Source organism: Pseudomonas sp. BGI-2 (assembly GCF_004310295.1).
Taxonomy (GTDB): domain Bacteria; phylum Pseudomonadota; class Gammaproteobacteria; order Pseudomonadales; family Pseudomonadaceae; genus Aquipseudomonas.
On sequence record NZ_SISB01000017.1, the window covers coordinates 101,050 to 117,571 of the forward strand.

Annotated in this window: 17 protein-coding genes and 2 pseudogenes; 8 read left to right on the top strand and 11 right to left on the bottom strand. The window is 59.5% G+C overall.

Translation table 11 applies throughout. The annotated features are described in order from the left end of the window. From EYC95_RS13770 to EYC95_RS13795, 6 genes and pseudogenes are all read right to left on the bottom strand, one after another. Positions 1 to 861, bottom strand: a complete 861-nt coding sequence (locus EYC95_RS13770) for a MurR/RpiR family transcriptional regulator (protein WP_131060840.1) — start codon at positions 859 to 861, stop codon at positions 1 to 3. 15 nt (positions 862 to 876) lie between these two features. Next, complete coding sequence (locus tag EYC95_RS13775) at positions 877 to 2,226, bottom strand: gluconate:H+ symporter (protein ID WP_131060841.1); 1,350 nt, start codon at positions 2,224 to 2,226, stop codon at positions 877 to 879. Between the two features lie 182 nt (positions 2,227 to 2,408). Further along, entirely contained in the window at positions 2,409 to 3,854 is a 1,446-nt protein-coding gene (locus EYC95_RS13780) for a SulP family inorganic anion transporter (RefSeq protein ID WP_131060842.1), read from the bottom strand. A 204-nt stretch (positions 3,855 to 4,058) separates the two neighbouring features. Next, positions 4,059 to 4,952 (bottom strand): annotated as a pseudogene (locus EYC95_RS13785) (NAD-dependent epimerase/dehydratase family protein). A gap of 103 nt (positions 4,953 to 5,055) precedes the next feature. Beyond that, a complete protein-coding gene (locus EYC95_RS13790; RefSeq protein ID WP_131060843.1) occupies positions 5,056 to 5,967 on the bottom strand; it encodes a LysR family transcriptional regulator in 912 nt (303 codons plus the stop codon). Positions 5,968 to 6,102: 135 nt separating this feature from the next. Further along, complete coding sequence (locus EYC95_RS13795) at positions 6,103 to 6,693, bottom strand: NAD(P)H-dependent oxidoreductase (RefSeq protein ID WP_131060844.1); 591 nt, start codon at positions 6,691 to 6,693, stop codon at positions 6,103 to 6,105. Positions 6,694 to 6,853: 160 nt separating this feature from the next. Between EYC95_RS13795 and EYC95_RS13800 the strand changes: the two genes are divergently transcribed. Further along, a complete protein-coding gene (locus tag EYC95_RS13800) occupies positions 6,854 to 7,168 on the top strand; it encodes a putative quinol monooxygenase (protein ID WP_131060845.1) in 315 nt (104 codons plus the stop codon). Here the strand turns inward: EYC95_RS13800 and EYC95_RS13805 are convergent. Further along, complete coding sequence (locus EYC95_RS13805) at positions 7,158 to 7,922, bottom strand: sulfite exporter TauE/SafE family protein (RefSeq protein ID WP_131060846.1); 765 nt, start codon at positions 7,920 to 7,922, stop codon at positions 7,158 to 7,160. The genes EYC95_RS13800 and EYC95_RS13805 overlap by 11 nt on opposite strands. Positions 7,923 to 8,149: 227 nt before the next feature. On the opposite strand from EYC95_RS13805, the pseudogene EYC95_RS13810 reads away from it, so the two are divergent. The 4 genes and pseudogenes from EYC95_RS13810 (at position 8,150) to EYC95_RS13825 (ending at position 10,530) form a co-directional block, all read left to right on the top strand. Then, positions 8,150 to 9,034, top strand: a pseudogene (locus tag EYC95_RS13810) (LysR substrate-binding domain-containing protein). A 45-nt stretch (positions 9,035 to 9,079) separates the two neighbouring features. After that, entirely contained in the window at positions 9,080 to 9,655 is a 576-nt protein-coding gene (locus EYC95_RS13815) for an NAD(P)H-dependent oxidoreductase (RefSeq protein ID WP_131060847.1), read from the top strand. A 49-nt stretch (positions 9,656 to 9,704) separates the two neighbouring features. Then, positions 9,705 to 10,076 (top strand): MerR family transcriptional regulator, encoded by a 372-nt coding sequence (locus EYC95_RS13820; protein ID WP_131060848.1) that lies wholly within the window; start codon positions 9,705 to 9,707, stop codon positions 10,074 to 10,076. Between the two features lie 109 nt (positions 10,077 to 10,185). After that, positions 10,186 to 10,530, top strand: a complete 345-nt coding sequence (locus EYC95_RS13825; RefSeq protein WP_007946320.1) for a cupin domain-containing protein — start codon at positions 10,186 to 10,188, stop codon at positions 10,528 to 10,530. A 160-nt stretch (positions 10,531 to 10,690) separates the two neighbouring features. On the opposite strand, the gene mmsB is transcribed toward EYC95_RS13825, so the two are convergent. Together mmsB and EYC95_RS13840 are read right to left on the bottom strand one after the other, a co-directional pair. Further along, the gene (mmsB, locus tag EYC95_RS13835; RefSeq protein WP_131060849.1) at positions 10,691 to 11,578 is read right to left on the bottom strand and encodes a 3-hydroxyisobutyrate dehydrogenase; all 888 of its coding nucleotides are present in this window, start codon (positions 11,576 to 11,578) and stop codon (positions 10,691 to 10,693) included. A gap of 10 nt (positions 11,579 to 11,588) precedes the next feature. After that, a complete protein-coding gene (locus tag EYC95_RS13840) occupies positions 11,589 to 13,115 on the bottom strand; it encodes a CoA-acylating methylmalonate-semialdehyde dehydrogenase (protein WP_131060850.1) in 1,527 nt (508 codons plus the stop codon). A 149-nt stretch (positions 13,116 to 13,264) separates the two neighbouring features. On the opposite strand from EYC95_RS13840, the gene EYC95_RS13845 reads away from it, so the two are divergent. The 3 genes from EYC95_RS13845 (at position 13,265) to EYC95_RS13855 (ending at position 16,134) form a co-directional block, all read left to right on the top strand. After that, entirely contained in the window at positions 13,265 to 14,212 is a 948-nt protein-coding gene (locus tag EYC95_RS13845) for a LysR family transcriptional regulator (protein ID WP_131060851.1), read from the top strand. 385 nt (positions 14,213 to 14,597) lie between these two features. After that, positions 14,598 to 15,746, top strand: coding sequence for a polymorphic toxin type 44 domain-containing protein (locus tag EYC95_RS13850; protein WP_131060852.1), 1,149 nt, complete (start codon positions 14,598 to 14,600; stop codon positions 15,744 to 15,746). Beyond that, positions 15,739 to 16,134, top strand: a complete 396-nt coding sequence (locus tag EYC95_RS13855; protein WP_131060855.1) for a hypothetical protein — start codon at positions 15,739 to 15,741, stop codon at positions 16,132 to 16,134. Before EYC95_RS13850 ends, EYC95_RS13855 begins: the two co-directional genes overlap by 8 nt. Positions 16,135 to 16,160: 26 nt before the next feature. On the opposite strand, the gene EYC95_RS31060 is transcribed toward EYC95_RS13855, so the two are convergent. Together EYC95_RS31060 and EYC95_RS13860 are read right to left on the bottom strand one after the other, a co-directional pair. Continuing rightward, a complete protein-coding gene (locus tag EYC95_RS31060; protein ID WP_371928419.1) occupies positions 16,161 to 16,373 on the bottom strand; it encodes a gp19.5 family protein in 213 nt (70 codons plus the stop codon). Continuing rightward, on the bottom strand, positions 16,303 to 16,522 hold a 220-nt coding region (locus EYC95_RS13860; RefSeq protein WP_165557438.1), incomplete at its 5' end, for an IS3 family transposase. The genes EYC95_RS31060 and EYC95_RS13860, both read right to left, overlap by 71 nt.

Here is a 16,522-nt window from a genome sequence, read left to right on the forward strand (position 1 = left end):
TCAGTCTCCCAACGGCAAGTGATCGTCGCCGCCGCGGTAATCGTCGAGGGTGAGTTTGATCCGCCGCAGACGTTCTTGATTGTCTTCAGGATTGGCCAGCGCCAGCTCGGTGGCAAGCACGTCGATGGCCAGCAGCATGCCGTAGCGCGCCGCGGTGGGTTTGTAGATGAACGAGGTCTCGACGCCTTGCAGCGGCAGCAGCACATCCGCCAATTGCGCCAGCGGCGAATCGGCGCGGGTGATGGCGATAATCCGTGCGCCGTAGTTGCGCGCCAGCTCGACGGCTTCGATGAGTTCGGGGGTGATGCCGGTCAGCGAGCAGGCAATCACGGCGCGTTCGGCATCGAGGCTGGCGGCGGTGACGCGCATCATCACCGGGTCGTGGCACGCCGCAATCGGGTAGCCGAATCGCACCAGCCGCACTTGCAATTCATCGCTGCACAAGGTCGAGCAGCCGCCCATGCCGAACGCATGAATCATCCGCGCCTTGCCCAGCAGTTTCACCGCATCGGCGAAACGCGACTCGTCGAACGCCGACAAGTGCTGGCGCAAGGTCGACTCGATATCACCGACGATTTGTCCGTAAAACGCCGACTGGTCAGGCGTGCCCGCCGGGTCGAGGAAACGGCTGCCGACGCCGCTGGCCTGGGCCAGTTGCAGGCGCAGATCGCGCAGGTCGCGACAGCCCACCGTGCGGGCAAACCGCGACAGCGTGGCGGTGCTGACTTCAGCTCGCTGCGTCAGCTCATCGAGGCTGGCGGCGGAAGCAAAACCTACGTCGTCGAGCATCAGCCGCGCGATGCGTCCTTCACCGGCGCTGAAGGAATCCTGGCGGGCGCGGATCTGATAGAGGATGTCCATGGCAGGCGGCTCCGGTTAGATCAGGTAAGAAAGACCCACGGTCAGCGCGAAAGCGACCACCGAAATGATGGTCTCGAGCACGGTCCAAGTCTTGAAGGTCTGGGCAACGGTCATGTTGAAGTATTCCTTGATCAACCAGAAGCCGCCGTCGTTGACGTGGGAAAAGATAACCGACCCGGCACCGGTCGCCAGCACCAGCAACTCGGGGTGTGGATAACCCAGACCAATGGCCACCGGCGCCACAATCCCTGACGCCGTGGTCATCGCCACGGTGGCAGAACCGGTGGCGATCCTCATCAACGCCGCAAACAGCCAGCCCATGATCAGCGGCGACAGGTGAAACTCGTCGGCCAGGCTGACGATCTGGTTGGTCACGCCCGCATCGACCAGAATCCGGTTCAACCCGCCGCCGGCGCCGACCAGCAAGGTGATGCTGGCGGTCGGTGCCAGGCATTCGTTGGTGAATTTTAGGATCGATTCGCGGTTGAAACCCTGGGCAATGCCGAGGGTCCAGAAACTCAGCAGGGTCGCCAGCAGCAAGGCAATCACCGAGTTGCCGATGAACAGCAGGAACTGGTTGAAACCGCTGCCCGGCGTGGAGATCAGGTTGGCCCAGCCGCCGATCAGCATCAGCACCACCGGCAACAAAATGGTCGCCATGGTGATACCGAACCCCGGCAGGCTGTCGCGCGGTTCGCGGTCGAGGAACTGCCGCTCCAGCGGGTTTTCCGCCGGCAGTTGAATGCGCGGCACGATGAATTTGGCGTACAGCGGGCCGGCGATGATCGCGGTCGGAATGCCGATCAGAATCGCGTAGAGCAAGGTCTGCCCCACCGACGCCTGATACACCTGCACCGCCAGCATCGCCGCCGGGTGCGGCGGCACCAGCGCGTGCACCACCGACAGACCGGCGACCATCGGCAAGCCGACCATCAGAATCGACACGCCAACGCGGCGCGCCACGGTGAAGGCAATCGGCACCAACAATACAAAACCGACCTCGAAGAACAGCGGCAGCCCGACCAGGAAGGCGATGCACACCATGGCCCAGTGCGCGTTCTTCTCGCCGAAACGGTCGATCAAGGTCCGCGCCACCTGCTCGGCGCCGCCGGACTCGGCCATCATCTTGCCGAGCATCGTGCCCAGCGCCACGACCAGCGCAATGTGCCCCAGGGTTTTGCCGACCCCGGCCTCATACGCGCCGACCACCCCAGACGGCGGCATACCCGCCAGCAGCGCGAGGCCGATGGACACCAGGGTGATCACGATGAAGGGATTGAGTCGGTAGCGGGCGATCAGAACGATCAGCGCAATAATGGCGATGGCGGCATACACCAGCAGCCAATAGCCGAAGGACAGGGTCATGCGGTACTCCTCGAAAGGGTCACGTCGAAAGTTTTGTGAAACTCTTAAAACATTTCGAGAGGTGAAACTCAAACGAGGTGAAAGTTATTTTCGTAGAGGGATAAGGGATGTCGCACAGGGGTATGCGAGGTCGGTAGATATGAAAATCAGGCAGGCGGATTTACATCGCGCCTGCGTTGATCTCAGTCGTGATTCACACGTGCACGCTTGAGCAGTTTCTTGCAGCGCTCGGACAAGTGCAGCACGCGCAAATGCTTGCCGGCCTTGGCGTAGCGCTCACGCAGCGTCTTGAGCGCGGCGATGGCCGAATAGTCGACGAAGCTCAGGTGGCGGCAGTCGATGGTCACGACAGGCGGATCGTTGGCAGGATCAAATTGATTGAGAAAAGGCGTAGTCGAGGCGAAGAACAGCGTGCCATGCAGGTGATAGAGCTTGCTGCCATCGGCTTCGATATGAGCGTCGGCGTACAGCTCGCGGGCCTGCTGCCAGGCGAAGTTGAGCGCCGCAATGATGATCCCGCACAGCACGGCGGTGGCCAGATCGGTGAACACCGTGATGACCGTGACCGCAACGATCACCAATACATCGTTCAGCGGCACCTTGTTCACCACCCGTAACGAAGCCCAAGCGAACGTCTGTTGCGACACCACAAACATCACCCCGACCAGTGCGGCCAACGGAATGCGCTCGATCAGCGGCGACAAAAACAGAATGAATAGCAGAATCAGCCCCCCGGCCACCACACCGGACAACCGTCCACGACCACCGGAACTGAGGTTGATGACGGTCTGGCCGATCATCGCGCAGCCACCCATCCCGCCAAACACACCCGAGACCATGTTGGCCGCGCCCAACGCTACGCACTCCCGATCCGGGAAGCCACGACTCTCGGTGATCTCGTCGGTGAGGTTCAGGGTCAGCAAAGTTTCCAGCAGCCCGACCAGCGCCATCAATATCGCGTAGGGCGCGATGATGCGCAGGGTGTCCAGACTCCACGGAATGTCTGGCAGCGCAAACGTCGGCAAGCCGCCAGCGATGTGAGCCATGTCGCCCAAGGTGCGCGTTGGCAGACCGAGCAGGTAAACCGCCAGCCCGACACTCAGGATCGCCACTAGCGCCGGCGGCACGGCACGCGTCAGGCGCGGCAGCAGGTAAACGATCGCCATCGTCAGCACCACCAACCCGGTCATCAGGTACAACGGCATGCCGCTGAGCCAGGTTTCACCATTCTTGAAGTGTTCAAGTTGCGCCAGCGCAATGATGATCGCCAGGCCGTTGACGAAGCCGAGCATCACCGGATGCGGCACCATGCGCACCAGTTTGCCCAGCTTCAGCAGCCCAAACGCCAGCATGATCAGGCCACCGAGCAACACGGTCGCGAGCAGATACTGAACACCGTGCTGCACCACCAGCGCGACGATCACCACCGCCATCGAACCGGCCGCACCTGACACCATCCCCGGCCGGCCGCCGTACAGCGCGGTCAGGGTGCAAATGATGAAAGCGCCGTAAAGCCCCATCAGCGGATTGAGGTGAGCCACCAGCGCGAAGGCAATGCATTCGGGTAGCAGGGCGAAAGACGTGGTGAGTCCGGCCAGGACATCGGCGCGCAGACGTTTTGGTTTCATGGGGGACCGGACACAGCAGGGAAAGAGGGAGCGGATGTTACGGAATTGAGGGCAGCCCGGCCAGTTGTTGGCACTTAGGAAACGCATTCGCGGGCAAGCCTCGCTCCTACAGGTTTTGCGTCGCTCGCTAATTCCGTGAACGACACAAAACCCCGTAGGAGCGAGGCTTGCCCGCGAAGAACGATGACGCGGTTTAAGGTGGACTCAAACCATCTCGTCACGAATCCATTCGACCACCGACGTCCGCTTCGGCACCCAGCCCAGCAACTCACGCGCATGCTTGCCGCGCACCCGGCTGTTGGACCCCAAACCATAGTTGGCCATTTCATAACCCCATTCGGCTTCGGCCTCTTTCAACGGCCAGTCTTGCGCATTACCGAGTTTCAGGGCTTCAGCCATGGCAGTGGTCATGTCGATGAACGACGCTTCACCGCTTTCGACGAAGTAGAACGTGCCCGGTACGTTTTTGCTCAGCGCCAACAAATAGAGGGAAACCACGTCTTCGATGTGGACGTTGGACCAGATGTTCTGACCCGTACCAACATGCCGCACCACGCCGCTTTTACGCGCCTGTTTCAGCAAACGCGGCAGCTGCACGCTGTCGCGATTGACGCCCAGGCTGTGGCCGTAAATCAGGGTGTTGCAGATGACGCCCGAATTCACGCCGTCTTTCGCCGCTGCGAGGATCAGGTTGTCGATGGCCACGCGAGCAGCCTTGTCGACGGTCGGCTCCGGCAGGTTATCTTCGAAATAGATGACGTCGCTGGATTTGCCGCCCGACGCATCGCCGACGATGCTCGAACCGCTGGTGTGCAGGAAGACTTTGTTGGCGCCGCGCAAGGCATTGAGCAAGGCTTCCACCGCGCCACGATGGTCGCTGCTGGCGGCGTTGATCACGGCATCGGCAGCGCGGGCCTGTTCGGCCAATAGTGCGCTGTCGTCAAGAGTGCCGATTACCGGGGTGATGCCCAGGGCGCTCAGTTAAGTGGCTTGGTCGGCGTTGCGCACCAGACCGGTGACCTTGTGGCCCGCCCGGACGAGACCGGTGGCGATGGAGCCGCCGATGAAACCAGCGGCGCCAGTAACGAATACGTTCATGGAGAAACTCCCTGCGTGAATAAGTGATGCATTGAGTATCGAGGACCGTCCCGTGACGAAACAGACCCACTTACCCAAATCACTCTTGCGCAAGGATCACGAATCAGCCTTTGAAGTCCGCATTCGCATAAGCCGCCAATTTGCCCTGGATGAAGTCCAGGAAGCACTGAATCCGTAGGGCAAGTTGCGAGTTTCGGTAGTACACCGCGTTGATCGGCTGGCGATAGCCGCTGTTGAAATCCGCCAGCAGCACCTGCAATCGCCCCGCACGAATGTCGTCGATCGTCATGAAGTGCGACAGACAGGCGATGCCTTGGCCTTCCAGCGCCAGGTGCCGGATCGTCTCGCCGCTGGAAGCGCTGATCGACGCCTGAATCGGCCAACGATCACCGTGCACATGCCGCAGCGGCCACTGGTTGAGGCCTTCGTTCTGGGTAAAGCCCAACAACGCATGCCCGGTCAGGTCCGCAACAGCCGCCGGCGTGCCGTGTTGCTCAAGGTACGCCGGGCTGGCGACGATGTGCAGCGGGCTGCAACCCAGCGAGCGCGCGTGCAACGTCGAGTCCGCCAGTGTGCCGATGCGGATGGCGATGTCGGTGCTTTGTTCGAGCAGGTCGATGATCAGGTCGTTGCTGTTGAGTTCGAGCTGGATGTCCGGGTAGAGGCCGCGGAACTCATCGATGTACGGCACGATGGCGTGCAGCATGAACGGCGAAGCGGCGTTGATCCGCAGACGCCCGGACGGGGTTTGCTGGCGTGAGGTCAGGCGTTCTTCGAGTTCGTCCAACTGATCGAGAATCAACTTGGCGTGTTCGAAGAAATACTTGCCCTCCTCCGTCAGGTCCATGCGCCGCGTGGTGCGGTTGATTAGCGTGGTATCGAGTTTCGCCTCCAGCCGCGACAACGTACGGCTGACCGCCGAAGGCGTCTGCCCGACCTGTTCGGCCGCTGCGGAGATCGACCCGCACTCAATCACGCAGACGAAAATCTGCAACTCATCGGATCTGGCTTTCACGGATGCCCCTCATCGATCAATTCAGCGCCGGCCTTGTAGGAGCCAGGCTTGCCGGCGAAGGCGTCCGCTAAAAAGCCTTCGCCGGCAAGCCTGGCTCCTACAGGTTCTGGCTTCAGGTATCGATAGTAACCGAGCTCACGCCTTGAGGCCGAACACCTCGGTCAGGTGCTGTTCATAACGCGCCACATCACCCTCGATATTCGGACGCTTCATCACATCGACGGCCAGGAAGGTCGGCAAGCCGGTCATGCCGAGGAATTCGTTGGCCTTGTGAAACGGGAAGTACACCGCGTCCACGCCCTTGCCTTCGAAGAAGTCGGTCGGGTCGTCGAAGGCTTGCTGCGGCGCGTTCCAGGTCAACGACAACATGTATTGCTTGCCGTGCACCAATCCACCGCTGCCGTACTTTTGCGAGGCGTCGGAACGGGTGCGACCATCACTGGCATAGAGGCTGCCGTGGCCTTCGGTGAAGACTTCGTCGATGTACTTCTTCACGGTCCACGGCGCGCCCATCCACCAGCCGGGCATTTGATAAATGATCACGTCGGCCCAGAGGAATTTGGCGACTTCTTCGGCGACATCGTACCCCTCGTCGATGAAAGTGGCTTTCACGTCGACACCGCCACGGTCCAGCACGCTCAACGCGGCCTCATGCAGGGTGGTGTTATAGCGGCCATCGGAGTGGGCGAACTTTTTGCCGCCATTGAGCAACAGGACTTTTTTCATGAGAAATCTCGGAAGGTTCGAATTCGATGGCGGCAGAGTAACGACCTGCCTCGCGCGGAATAAGCGTTGAATTCGCACAATTCATTTGACCAATACGCACGAATCGATAGGCGATTGTTGCCATACACTTGCGCCGATTCTGAACTTGAGGAGATTTCTGATGAGTGAAATGCAAGGCTTCATCTTGCACGCCAAGACCCGCCCGGAAAAATCCGACGCCTTCGAAGCGTTTTTCAGCGGCTATGTAGAAGCCAGTCGCGCCGAGCCCGACTGCATCGAGTACCACATGCTGCGCGACAAACAGGACCCGACATTGTTTATCTTCCACGAGATCTGGCAGTCCCAGGCCCACCTCGACGTGCACTCGAACCTGCCGCACATGCAGCAGTTCCGTGACATGAGCATGGAATACCTGGAGCAGGACTTTGATATCCGCGCCATCGAGAAGCTGAGTCCGTCTTCCTCTACCCGCTGATCAGCAAGTGACCGCCGAGCACGCCGAGGCCGATGAAGAACACCCGCTTGAACAGCACAGCGCTGATCCGCTGGCGCAACCATTGGCCAAGCAACATCCCGAGCACTGCCGGGATCAACACCAGTAACGACGCACTTAACTCGCCACCGCCGAGGGCGCCGCGCCACAACAGGCCGGCGGCCAGGGCGAGGGTCGAGACGGTGAACGACAGGCCCTGCGCCTGCACCAGTTCATCCTTGCTCAAACCCAAGGCTTGCAGATAAGGCACAGCCGGAATCACGAAGACACCGGTGGCGGAAGTGATGACGCCCGTCAGCACGCCGCACAGCGGACCGAGCCAGCACTCGGTTCGACCTTCGACGCGCAAGGTCGGCAGGAATAAACCGCTCAGCGCGTAAAGCAACAGCGCCCCTCCCAACGCCCGCACCCCCCAATGACCTCCAGCCATGCCGATCCATACCGTGCCCGCCCCGGTGCCGATGAAGATCGCCAGGAGCATTGGCCACAACCGTTTGATCAAGCCGAGCAAATGCCCACCGAATGCCAGTTGCCAGACATTGGTGAGGGTTGCGGGAATGATCAACAGCGCCGCAGCCTGCGACGGCGCCATAGCCAGACCGAGCAGGCCCATGGCGATGCTGGGTAATCCGAGGCCGATCACGCCTTTGATCATGCCGGCCAGTAGAAAAGTGGCGATCACCAGCAAGGAAAGGGCCAGACCGAGGTTTTGATAGAACGCGGCGAGAGTATTCATGGGGCTATCGTGAGCCTGGATTGGCCGATTGAAAATCTGCCATATACTGGAGACTGCCTCTTGTTTTGGCAGAGGCTTAAGAATGTATCGATGCAACTGACGCCTTCGCGGGCAAGCCTCGCTCCTACAGGGTTTGCGGTGCTGATCCGGACGCCACAATCCTTGTAGGAGCGAGGCTTGCCCGCGAAGGCGTCCGTCCAGACAACACACCTCCTGAGGCTGTACCGATGCACTTCGACCTGACCGACCTGCGCCTCTACCTCAACATCCTCGACACGGGCAACATCACCGCCGGCGCCGCCCGCAGCCATTTATCCCTGGCAGCCGCGAGCGCACGAATCCGCGCCATGGAAGCCTCGCTAGGCATCGACTTCCTGGACCGCGGTCGTCGCGGTGTCACGCCGACACCGGCAGGCAAAGCCCTGGCGAAACACGCCCGAGCCCTGCTGCAACAAGCCGAACGCATGCAACAGGACTTGGCCGAATACGCCAAGGGCGTCAAAGGTCAGGTGCGGTTGCTGTGCAACACCACCGCGATCACCGAATACCTGCCGGAGTTGCTCGCCGACTTTCTGCGCGAACATCCGAACCTCGACATCGACCTTCAAGAGCTGCCCAGCGCCCGCATCACCCATGCGTTGCGTCAGGGGGCGGCAGACCTCGGGATCGTGTCCGACGCGGTGGACACCGATGACTTGCAAACCCGGCCGTTTCGCGATGACCCGCTGGTGTTGATCCTGCCCCACAATCACCCGCTGGCCGATACCGAATCGCTGAGTTTCAGCGATACCTTGCACCACGACTACGTAGGACTTAACGCTAACAGCGCCCTGGCCGTATACCTCGAAGAACAAGCACTACACATCGGTTCACGCCTGCAAATCCGCATCCGCGCCGACGGTTTCGAGGGCGTGATGCGCATGGTCGCTCGCGGTGCCGGTCTGGCGATCGTGCCCTTGGCCGCCGTCGACCGCTGGCCAGGTGCGCTGCCCTTCAGAAGCCTCGCACTGCAAGAACCCTGAGCCCAACGCAAACTCCTGCTCTGTGCGCGGGACTTTGCGACGCTTCCCGGTTATGCGAAAGCGTTGCTGCATGCCTTGACTCTCCCCTGAGGGGCAGACTTTATCCTTGGGGTTTGATCTTCAAGGACTGAAACGATGGGCAAACGAATTCTGATCATCCTCGGTCATCCTTCCAGCAGCAGTTTCTGCGCCGCACTCGCGGAGCGTTACGCACAGTCAGCGTTGCGCGCCGGGCATGAGGTGCGCCAGTTATTTCTCGGCAACATGGATTTTGATCCAGTGCTGCGCGAAGGTTATCAGCAGGTTCAGCCGCTGGAGGCCGACTTGCGTCAGGCGCAGGCCGATATCCTGTGGGCCGAGCATCTGACACTGGTGTATCCGATCTGGTGGGGTGGAGTTCCGGCGTTGCTCAAGGGCTTTTTCGATCGGGTGTTCCTGCCCGGTTTCGCTTTCAAGTACCGCGAAGGCAAAGCCTTTCCCGACAAACTCCTGCACGGTCGCAGTGCGCACTTGTTGGTGACCATGGACACGCCGCCCTGGTATTACCGCTGGATCTATCGCATGCCCGGACTGCATCAGGTCCGCAAAACAACCCTGGCTTTTTGCGGAATAGAACCTCATCGAACGCTCACCTTTGGCCCGATTCTCGGCGCCAGCGCCGGGCAGCGTGAGGCTTGGTTGCTGCAAGCCCAGGCTATCGCCAGCCGCTGAGTCTGCCGATAATGTGCCCGGGCTTCACCACGGCAAAAAAGGACTTTTCATGTACATCGGCCAAGCCGCGCAGCGCTCCGGAACGACGATCAAAAGCATCCGCCATTACGAGTCGATCGGTCTGCTTCCTGCCGCTCAGCGGTTAGGCAAATACCGTGTCTATGACCAGCATAGCGTCGAGCTGCTGATCTTCATCAAGTGCGCTCAGCAACTGGGTTTCAGACTCAAGGAGTTGCAGGCGATCTTCGCCGGACATAAAGGGCCGCAAATGCCGTGGGATTTGGCCCGTCAGGTCATCGCTGTCAAGAAACAGGAAATCGGCGAGCGAATCGCGGCTCTATCGCTGCAACACTCGCAATTGGTCGAGTTCGAAGCCAGCCTCGAACAGGCCAGGGTCGATTGCCCACTGAACAGTCTATGAGGGCAATGCGCGTTTATGGACAGCTCAATGTCGAGCACAGACAACTGACCGGATGCGGGGCGCTATAGGGTGCGGCTTCAGTTCTCTTATCCACTGCCCCGGAGTCCACATGACCGCACCCATTACCGTCCTTCGCGACACCCACCCGCTGCCGGTGCTCGACGCCTGCAAATGGGAAAAACTCGAAGGCGACCCGCACACCGTCAACCTCAACGCCTACACCAGCGAAGACGGCAGCAAGATCATGGGCACCTGGATCTGCACGCCGGGCAAGTGGTATGTGGAATACGTGAAGTGGGAATACTGCGATTTCCGCGAGGGGTACTGCATCATCACCCCGGAAGGCAAAGAACCGATCCATCTGCGTGCCGGTGATATTTTCGTGATTGAGCCGGGGATGAAAGGCACGTGGGAAGTGGTTGAAACCGTGCGCAAGTACTTCGTGTTTGCCTGATGCAAAAAAACCGGGAGATCACCCGACATGATTTCCCGGTAAATGTCGATGCGCAAACGCAGTACCTGTGGGAGCGAGCCTGCTCGCGATTGGGTCAGCACAGTCACCATTGGCGGTGACTGATCAAACGCTATCGCGAGCAGGCTCGCTCCCACAGGGTTTACTGGGGTTTGCGATAGCTGTTGATGATCGCCGAGAAGTCCTTGCCACCTTCCCCACGCTGGCTCATTGCCTGATACAACTGCTGGGCCACCGCGCCGAGTACCACCGGTTGGTGCGCCTGACGCGCCGCTTCAGTGGCGAGTCCCAGATCCTTGAGCATCAGTTCGGCACCGAAACCACCGGTATAACCGCGCGAGGCCGGCGCCGTTTCGACGATGCCCGGCCACGGGTTGTACATCTCCGAACTCCAGCAACGGCCGGTCGAACTGTTGATGATTTCCGCCAGCACCGTTGTGTCGATGCCGAGCGCATCACCCAGCGCCATGGCTTCACTGACACCGACCATGGAGATCGCCAGCAGCAGGTTGTTGCAGATCTTGGCGATTTGCCCGGTACCGACTTCGCCGCAATGCACGATGTTGCGGCCCATCTGCGCCAGCACCGGTTGCAGGGTGGCGAACAGTTCAGGGGTGGCGCCGACCATAAAGGTCAGGGTCCCGGCAGTTGCACCACCAGTACCGCCAGAGACCGGCGCATCCGCCATGGCCACGCCTTGCTTGGCTGCCGCCGCCGCAACGTCACGCGCCGTCTGCGGATCGATGGTGCTGCAATCCACTGCCGGTACACCCTTGGCGATACCCGCCAGCACGCCGTCTTCACCCAACCATACGCTGCGCACATGCACAGCGGCTGGCAGCATGGTGATCACCAGCTCTGCACCTTGCGCGGCTTCACGGGCCGAAGCACTGATGCTGCCGCCGAGTTGTTCCAGCTCTGCCAGAACGGTTTTGTTCAGGTCAACCAGCCGCAGTGAGTGGCCAGCCTTGATCAGGTTGCGCGCCATCGGCGCGCCCATGTTGCCGAGACCGATAAAAGCGATTTTCATGCCTGGCTCCTTAACGCAAGTTGATGGTGGTGTTCACACCGTCGTTGATGCTGTCGTCATCGAACCAGCGACTGGTGACCGTCTTGGTCTGAGTGTAGAACTGCACCACTTGCTTGCCATACGGACCGAGGTCGCCGAGTTTGGAGCCGCGCGAACCGGTGAAGCTGAAGAACGGGACCGGCACTGGAATCGGAATGTTGATGCCGACCTGGCCAACGTCGATTTCCGTCTGGAACTTACGCGCCGCCGCACCACTTTGGGTGAACAGGCCCGTGCCGTTGCCAAACGGGTTGGCGTTGACCAGTGCGATGGCCTCGTCGAGGGTGTCGACTTCCAGCACGACCAGCACTGGACCGAAGATTTCCTGGGTGTAGATCTGCATCTCGGGCGTCACGCCGGAGAACAGGGTCGGGCCGACAAAGTTGCCTTTCTCGAAACCTGGAACGGTCACGTCGCGACCATCCAGCTCAAGCTTGGCGCCTTCCTTGATGCCGCTCTCGATCAGATCGAGAATCCGAGCCTTGGCGCGTTTGGAAATCACCGGCCCCACATCAGTGCCCGGCTCGCTGCCGGCGTTCACTTTGAGTTTCTGCGCCAGTGCTTTCAGGTCTGGCAGCCATTGTTTGGCCGCGCCCACCAGCACCACCACGGAAGTGGCCATGCAGCGTTGCCCGGCGGCACCGAAACCGGCACCGACCAGCGCATTGAGTGCTTGTACGCGATTGGCATCCGGCAGCACCACAGCGTGGTTCTTCGCGCCCATCATCGATTGCACGCGCTTGCCGTGCTTGCCGGCCAGGTCGTAGACGTGAGTGCCGACCGCGGTCGAGCCGACGAAGGAAACAGCCTTGATGTCCTTGTGGGTGCAGAGTGCATCCACCACGTCTTTACCACCGTGAACGACGTTGAGCACGCCCGCCGGAACGCCGGCCTCGATCGCCAGTTCCACCAGCAGCATGGTCGACATCGGGTCCTGTTCGGACGGCTTGAGCACGAAGGTGTTGCCGCAGGCGATGGCCATCGGGAACATCCACAGCGGAATCATCGCCGGGAAGTTGAACGGGGTGATGCCGGCGCAGACGCCGATGGGTTGACGCAGGGTGTAGGTATCGACTCCGCCAGCGACGTTCTCGGCGAACTCGCCCATTTGCAGGCTGCCGATGGAACAGGCGTGTTCGACCACTTCCAGGCCGCGGAAAATATCGCCTTCAGCGTCGGCGATAGTTTTGCCTTGCTCGTTGCTGAGCACCACGGCGATGCGCTTGGAGTGTTCGCGAATCAACGCCTGGAGCTTGAGCATGATGCGCATCCGCGCGCCGATCGGCGTCAGCTTCCAGGTCTGGAAGGCGCGATGGGCGGCGCTGATTGCGGCATCGACTTCCTGCGCGGTTGCGAACGGGACCTTGGCCAGCACTTGCTGGGTCGCCGGGTTGACGATGTCGTGCCACTCGGTGGTCTGGGACTCGACCCACTCGCCGTCGATCAACAGCTTGACCTTCTGGACGGTGGTTTCGTTGGGCGTGAGAGATGCGTTCATGCTGGTCTCCTGGACTTGTTGTTATGCAGGGAGCCAAGGCGGATAAGTCGCCTTGAGATGAGGCGTGTGTCGCGAATTGGTTGTCGGACTGTTTTTGGAGTATAGATGTGCAAACTTCTAATAAGAACGCACATAAAAGCCGGTCCATCATGCAAAAAAACATCACGTCGTTAGGCTCGTTGAACTGGGATGACCTCAAGTTTTTCCTCGAAGTCGCCCGCACCCGCAAGGCCAGCACTGCGGCCAAGCGCCTGGCGGTGGACTACACCACCGTGTCGCGGCGCATCAGCTCGCTGGAAGCGGCATTGGGCACTCTGCTGTTCGAGAAATCCCGGACCAGCGGTTTTGTCCTGACCGCCGAAGGCCAGCGGTTGCTCGGTTACGCCGAATCGATTGAAAGCACGCTGCACATGGCTTGCGAGCAGGTTTCAGGTTCTGGCGTGGCGCTGTCCGGGCATGTGCGCATGGGTTGCACCGAAGGCTTCGGTAGCTTTTTCATCACCCCGCAGCTGAGCCATTTCGTCGACGCCTACCCGGCGATCTCGGTGGACATCCTGCCGCTGCCGCACTTCATCAGCCTGTCCAAGCGCGAGGCGGACATCGTCATCGCCCTGGAGCGCCCGGAGCATGGCCCGTACGTCTGCTGCAAACTCTGCGACTACAAACTCCAGCTGTACGCGACTCAGGATTATCTCGACAAGCACCCACCGATCCGCCGCCCGGCCGACTTGGGCAAGCATTCGTTCATCAGTTATGTAGACGATCTGGCGTTCAGCTCGGAGCTGTTGTACCTGGCGAACGTATTGCCCGGCGCCAGCGCCAACCTGCGCAGCACCAGTGTGATCGCGCAATTCGTGGCGGCGCAGCAAGGACGGTCATTGGCGATTCTACCGTGCTTCCTGGCGGCTCAAGACCCGCGCTTGCTGCCGGTGTTGCCGGATGAGATCAACATCACCCGGCAATTCTGGATGTACTGCCGGGAGGACCTGCGCAAGCTCAAGCGGATTACCCTGTTGTGGGATTACATCCGCGCCGTCACTGAGCAGAATCAGGGTTTGTTGATGGGTGAAAGCCGGGAGATGCTGTTCGCCGACTGATGATCTTCAAGGAATCAGGTGGCCGGATCGTAGCGAGGTCAGCACGCCTTTGCCAACGGTTTGTACCAGTTGTTGGTATGTGACTTGTAACACCGAGAGGCCCTTGTAGACGCCTGAACGGACCAGCTTCCAGAGGCGCCCGCATGTGCACGATAAGGACCCCATGCGAGCGCACGCTAAGGCTCAGGCGCGAGGGCGTACGGGGGACGCGAGGGCAAATCGTGATTGAGGTGGTCATTCAGATTTTTCTGCCAGATTCTCATAGGGCAACCCGGCAAATTACGACTTTTCCTACAGACCTGCCCTTCCGCTTCCAGTAGCCTCTCCCGCGCCCGCTTAAAGGCTGGTTATTGCCTATGGACGAAAGACGCAAGGACGACACGCAATGATTTCTTCTGCTCGATTGGGTGACAAACATGTCTGCCCATTGCCCGGTCACGGCACAACCCCAATTGCTTCAGCCAGTGGTGACGTCAACATAAACTTTATGGGCTCTGCCCGTGTTGGCGATACCTGTGGGTGTGGTGCAGTCATCACGACAGGCTTTCCTTCTATTCAGGTGAATGGCCGTCCCATGGCCCACTTAGGGAGCCCAACCAGTCATGGCGGGACAATCATCACGGGGTCAGGCGACGTCGGTGGTGGCTTTGTCATGGGGGACGCTGGTGGCGCAACGATCATCAACTTCATGGCCCTTGGAGCGTTCCGGCCTGATGGCTCTGTGGACGACGAGAAGATGGCGACTTTGTTAGCCGACCCGAACCTCAAGGAGAAAGCCTTAGCGGCGAACGCATTGGTAGACCCTAAGGCAGCCGGTAAGGAGCCTGAAGAGAAAGCTGAAGAGAAAGCGGTACCTGCCGTCTGCAAAGACCCTGACATGATGGAAGAACTGGCGAGTTACATTGCTGGCGAGATAAATACCAACATCCATCACCCCTCCGTCCTTAAGATGAAAGAACTGCTCAGCTATGACGTTGCGGAAGAAACCCGTAAGCAAATGGAGCTGCCTTGGTATGCCCAAGTAGGTGCGACCAGCCCTCAAGCTATTGGGGCTGCAAATGCTGCGGCTGCGATGGCGCTTTGGACTGAACGGGTTGGTCAGGGACGTAAATGGGACCACAAAGTGCCACTCGCGGAGATGTACGACGGCGTTGTTTACCACAAGCAGGGTGACTACGATTACTTCTATGACATTTGGTCGAACATTCACTATGGCTACGTGGGCCGAGCTGGGGGCCTTTCAGAAAGCGCCCTGTCCGATGGTGCGGGTCTTGAGCAAATAGCTTCCGAATCTGTCAGAAAACTATTTGATTGGAAGAAACGGCAATGGCCGGACGCGGCTGAAGGCGTCGATGGCTTGCGGGCTTACGACGACGATCAGGATCGAATATCTATCGGTATCGGGATTAAACTATTCGCCGAGCATCCTAACGGTGGTATCACCGCCCAAATGATAATGGACAAAGTTCTTGCAGTTAAACTAAAGGATTGGGGGGATAGCGTTCGTGAACACGTTTGCAAGAAAACTGAGTAAAGGCAAAGTGATAACTCTGTTCCTGCTCGCAACGTTCTTATTTTGGTATCTGACGCTTCCGCGAGTAGTCGTCAATTATTCCAAGCACGGGGCGGATGAGTTGCGCTATATCTGGAACACTCAGCACCGCATTGACAAAGGAGGCATTCTCCCCGGTGAAGGAACAGCAGATATTGGCCACGTCTTTCCCGATAAGAATTTCTTCATGATGTTCGATTGGTGGTCAAAAAAGGGTTTACGAAGGTGTATCGCCATCACTCCAAAATGGGGGACAACGACAGAAATCAACCTCGATGAAACAGGGAGGATTGACACAAACACCACCTCCTCTGACGTCATCGCACGGTTGCAAAACTGCAAGGGGGAGCTTGACCCTTTCCGACCCTAAGGTGCCCGACCAACACCACAGCAAGGTCACTCAGCACAGCCACCAAGTAGAACACAGACGACATCCCCGAAGGCTTCGACCAAAGGACCACCTTGAGCAACTCCCAGAGTGACAAGGAGTAGACCAAGAAATCGATAGGTGACACGGTGGGTAGCCAGCGTGTCGTGGTCAACTAATTCCGGACACCTCGATAGGTGATTTCGACGCCATCTCCCGTTCGTAAACGGTCGGTGGCAGATATCCGAGTTTCGAGTGCAGCCGCTCGTTGTTGTAAAACCCAACGATGTATTCAGTAATGTCACGTATCGCTTCGGCGTGGTTGGCGTAATCGCGCCGCCATACCCGCTCCATTTTCAAGCTCAGGAAGAAGCGCTCCATCACTGAGTTG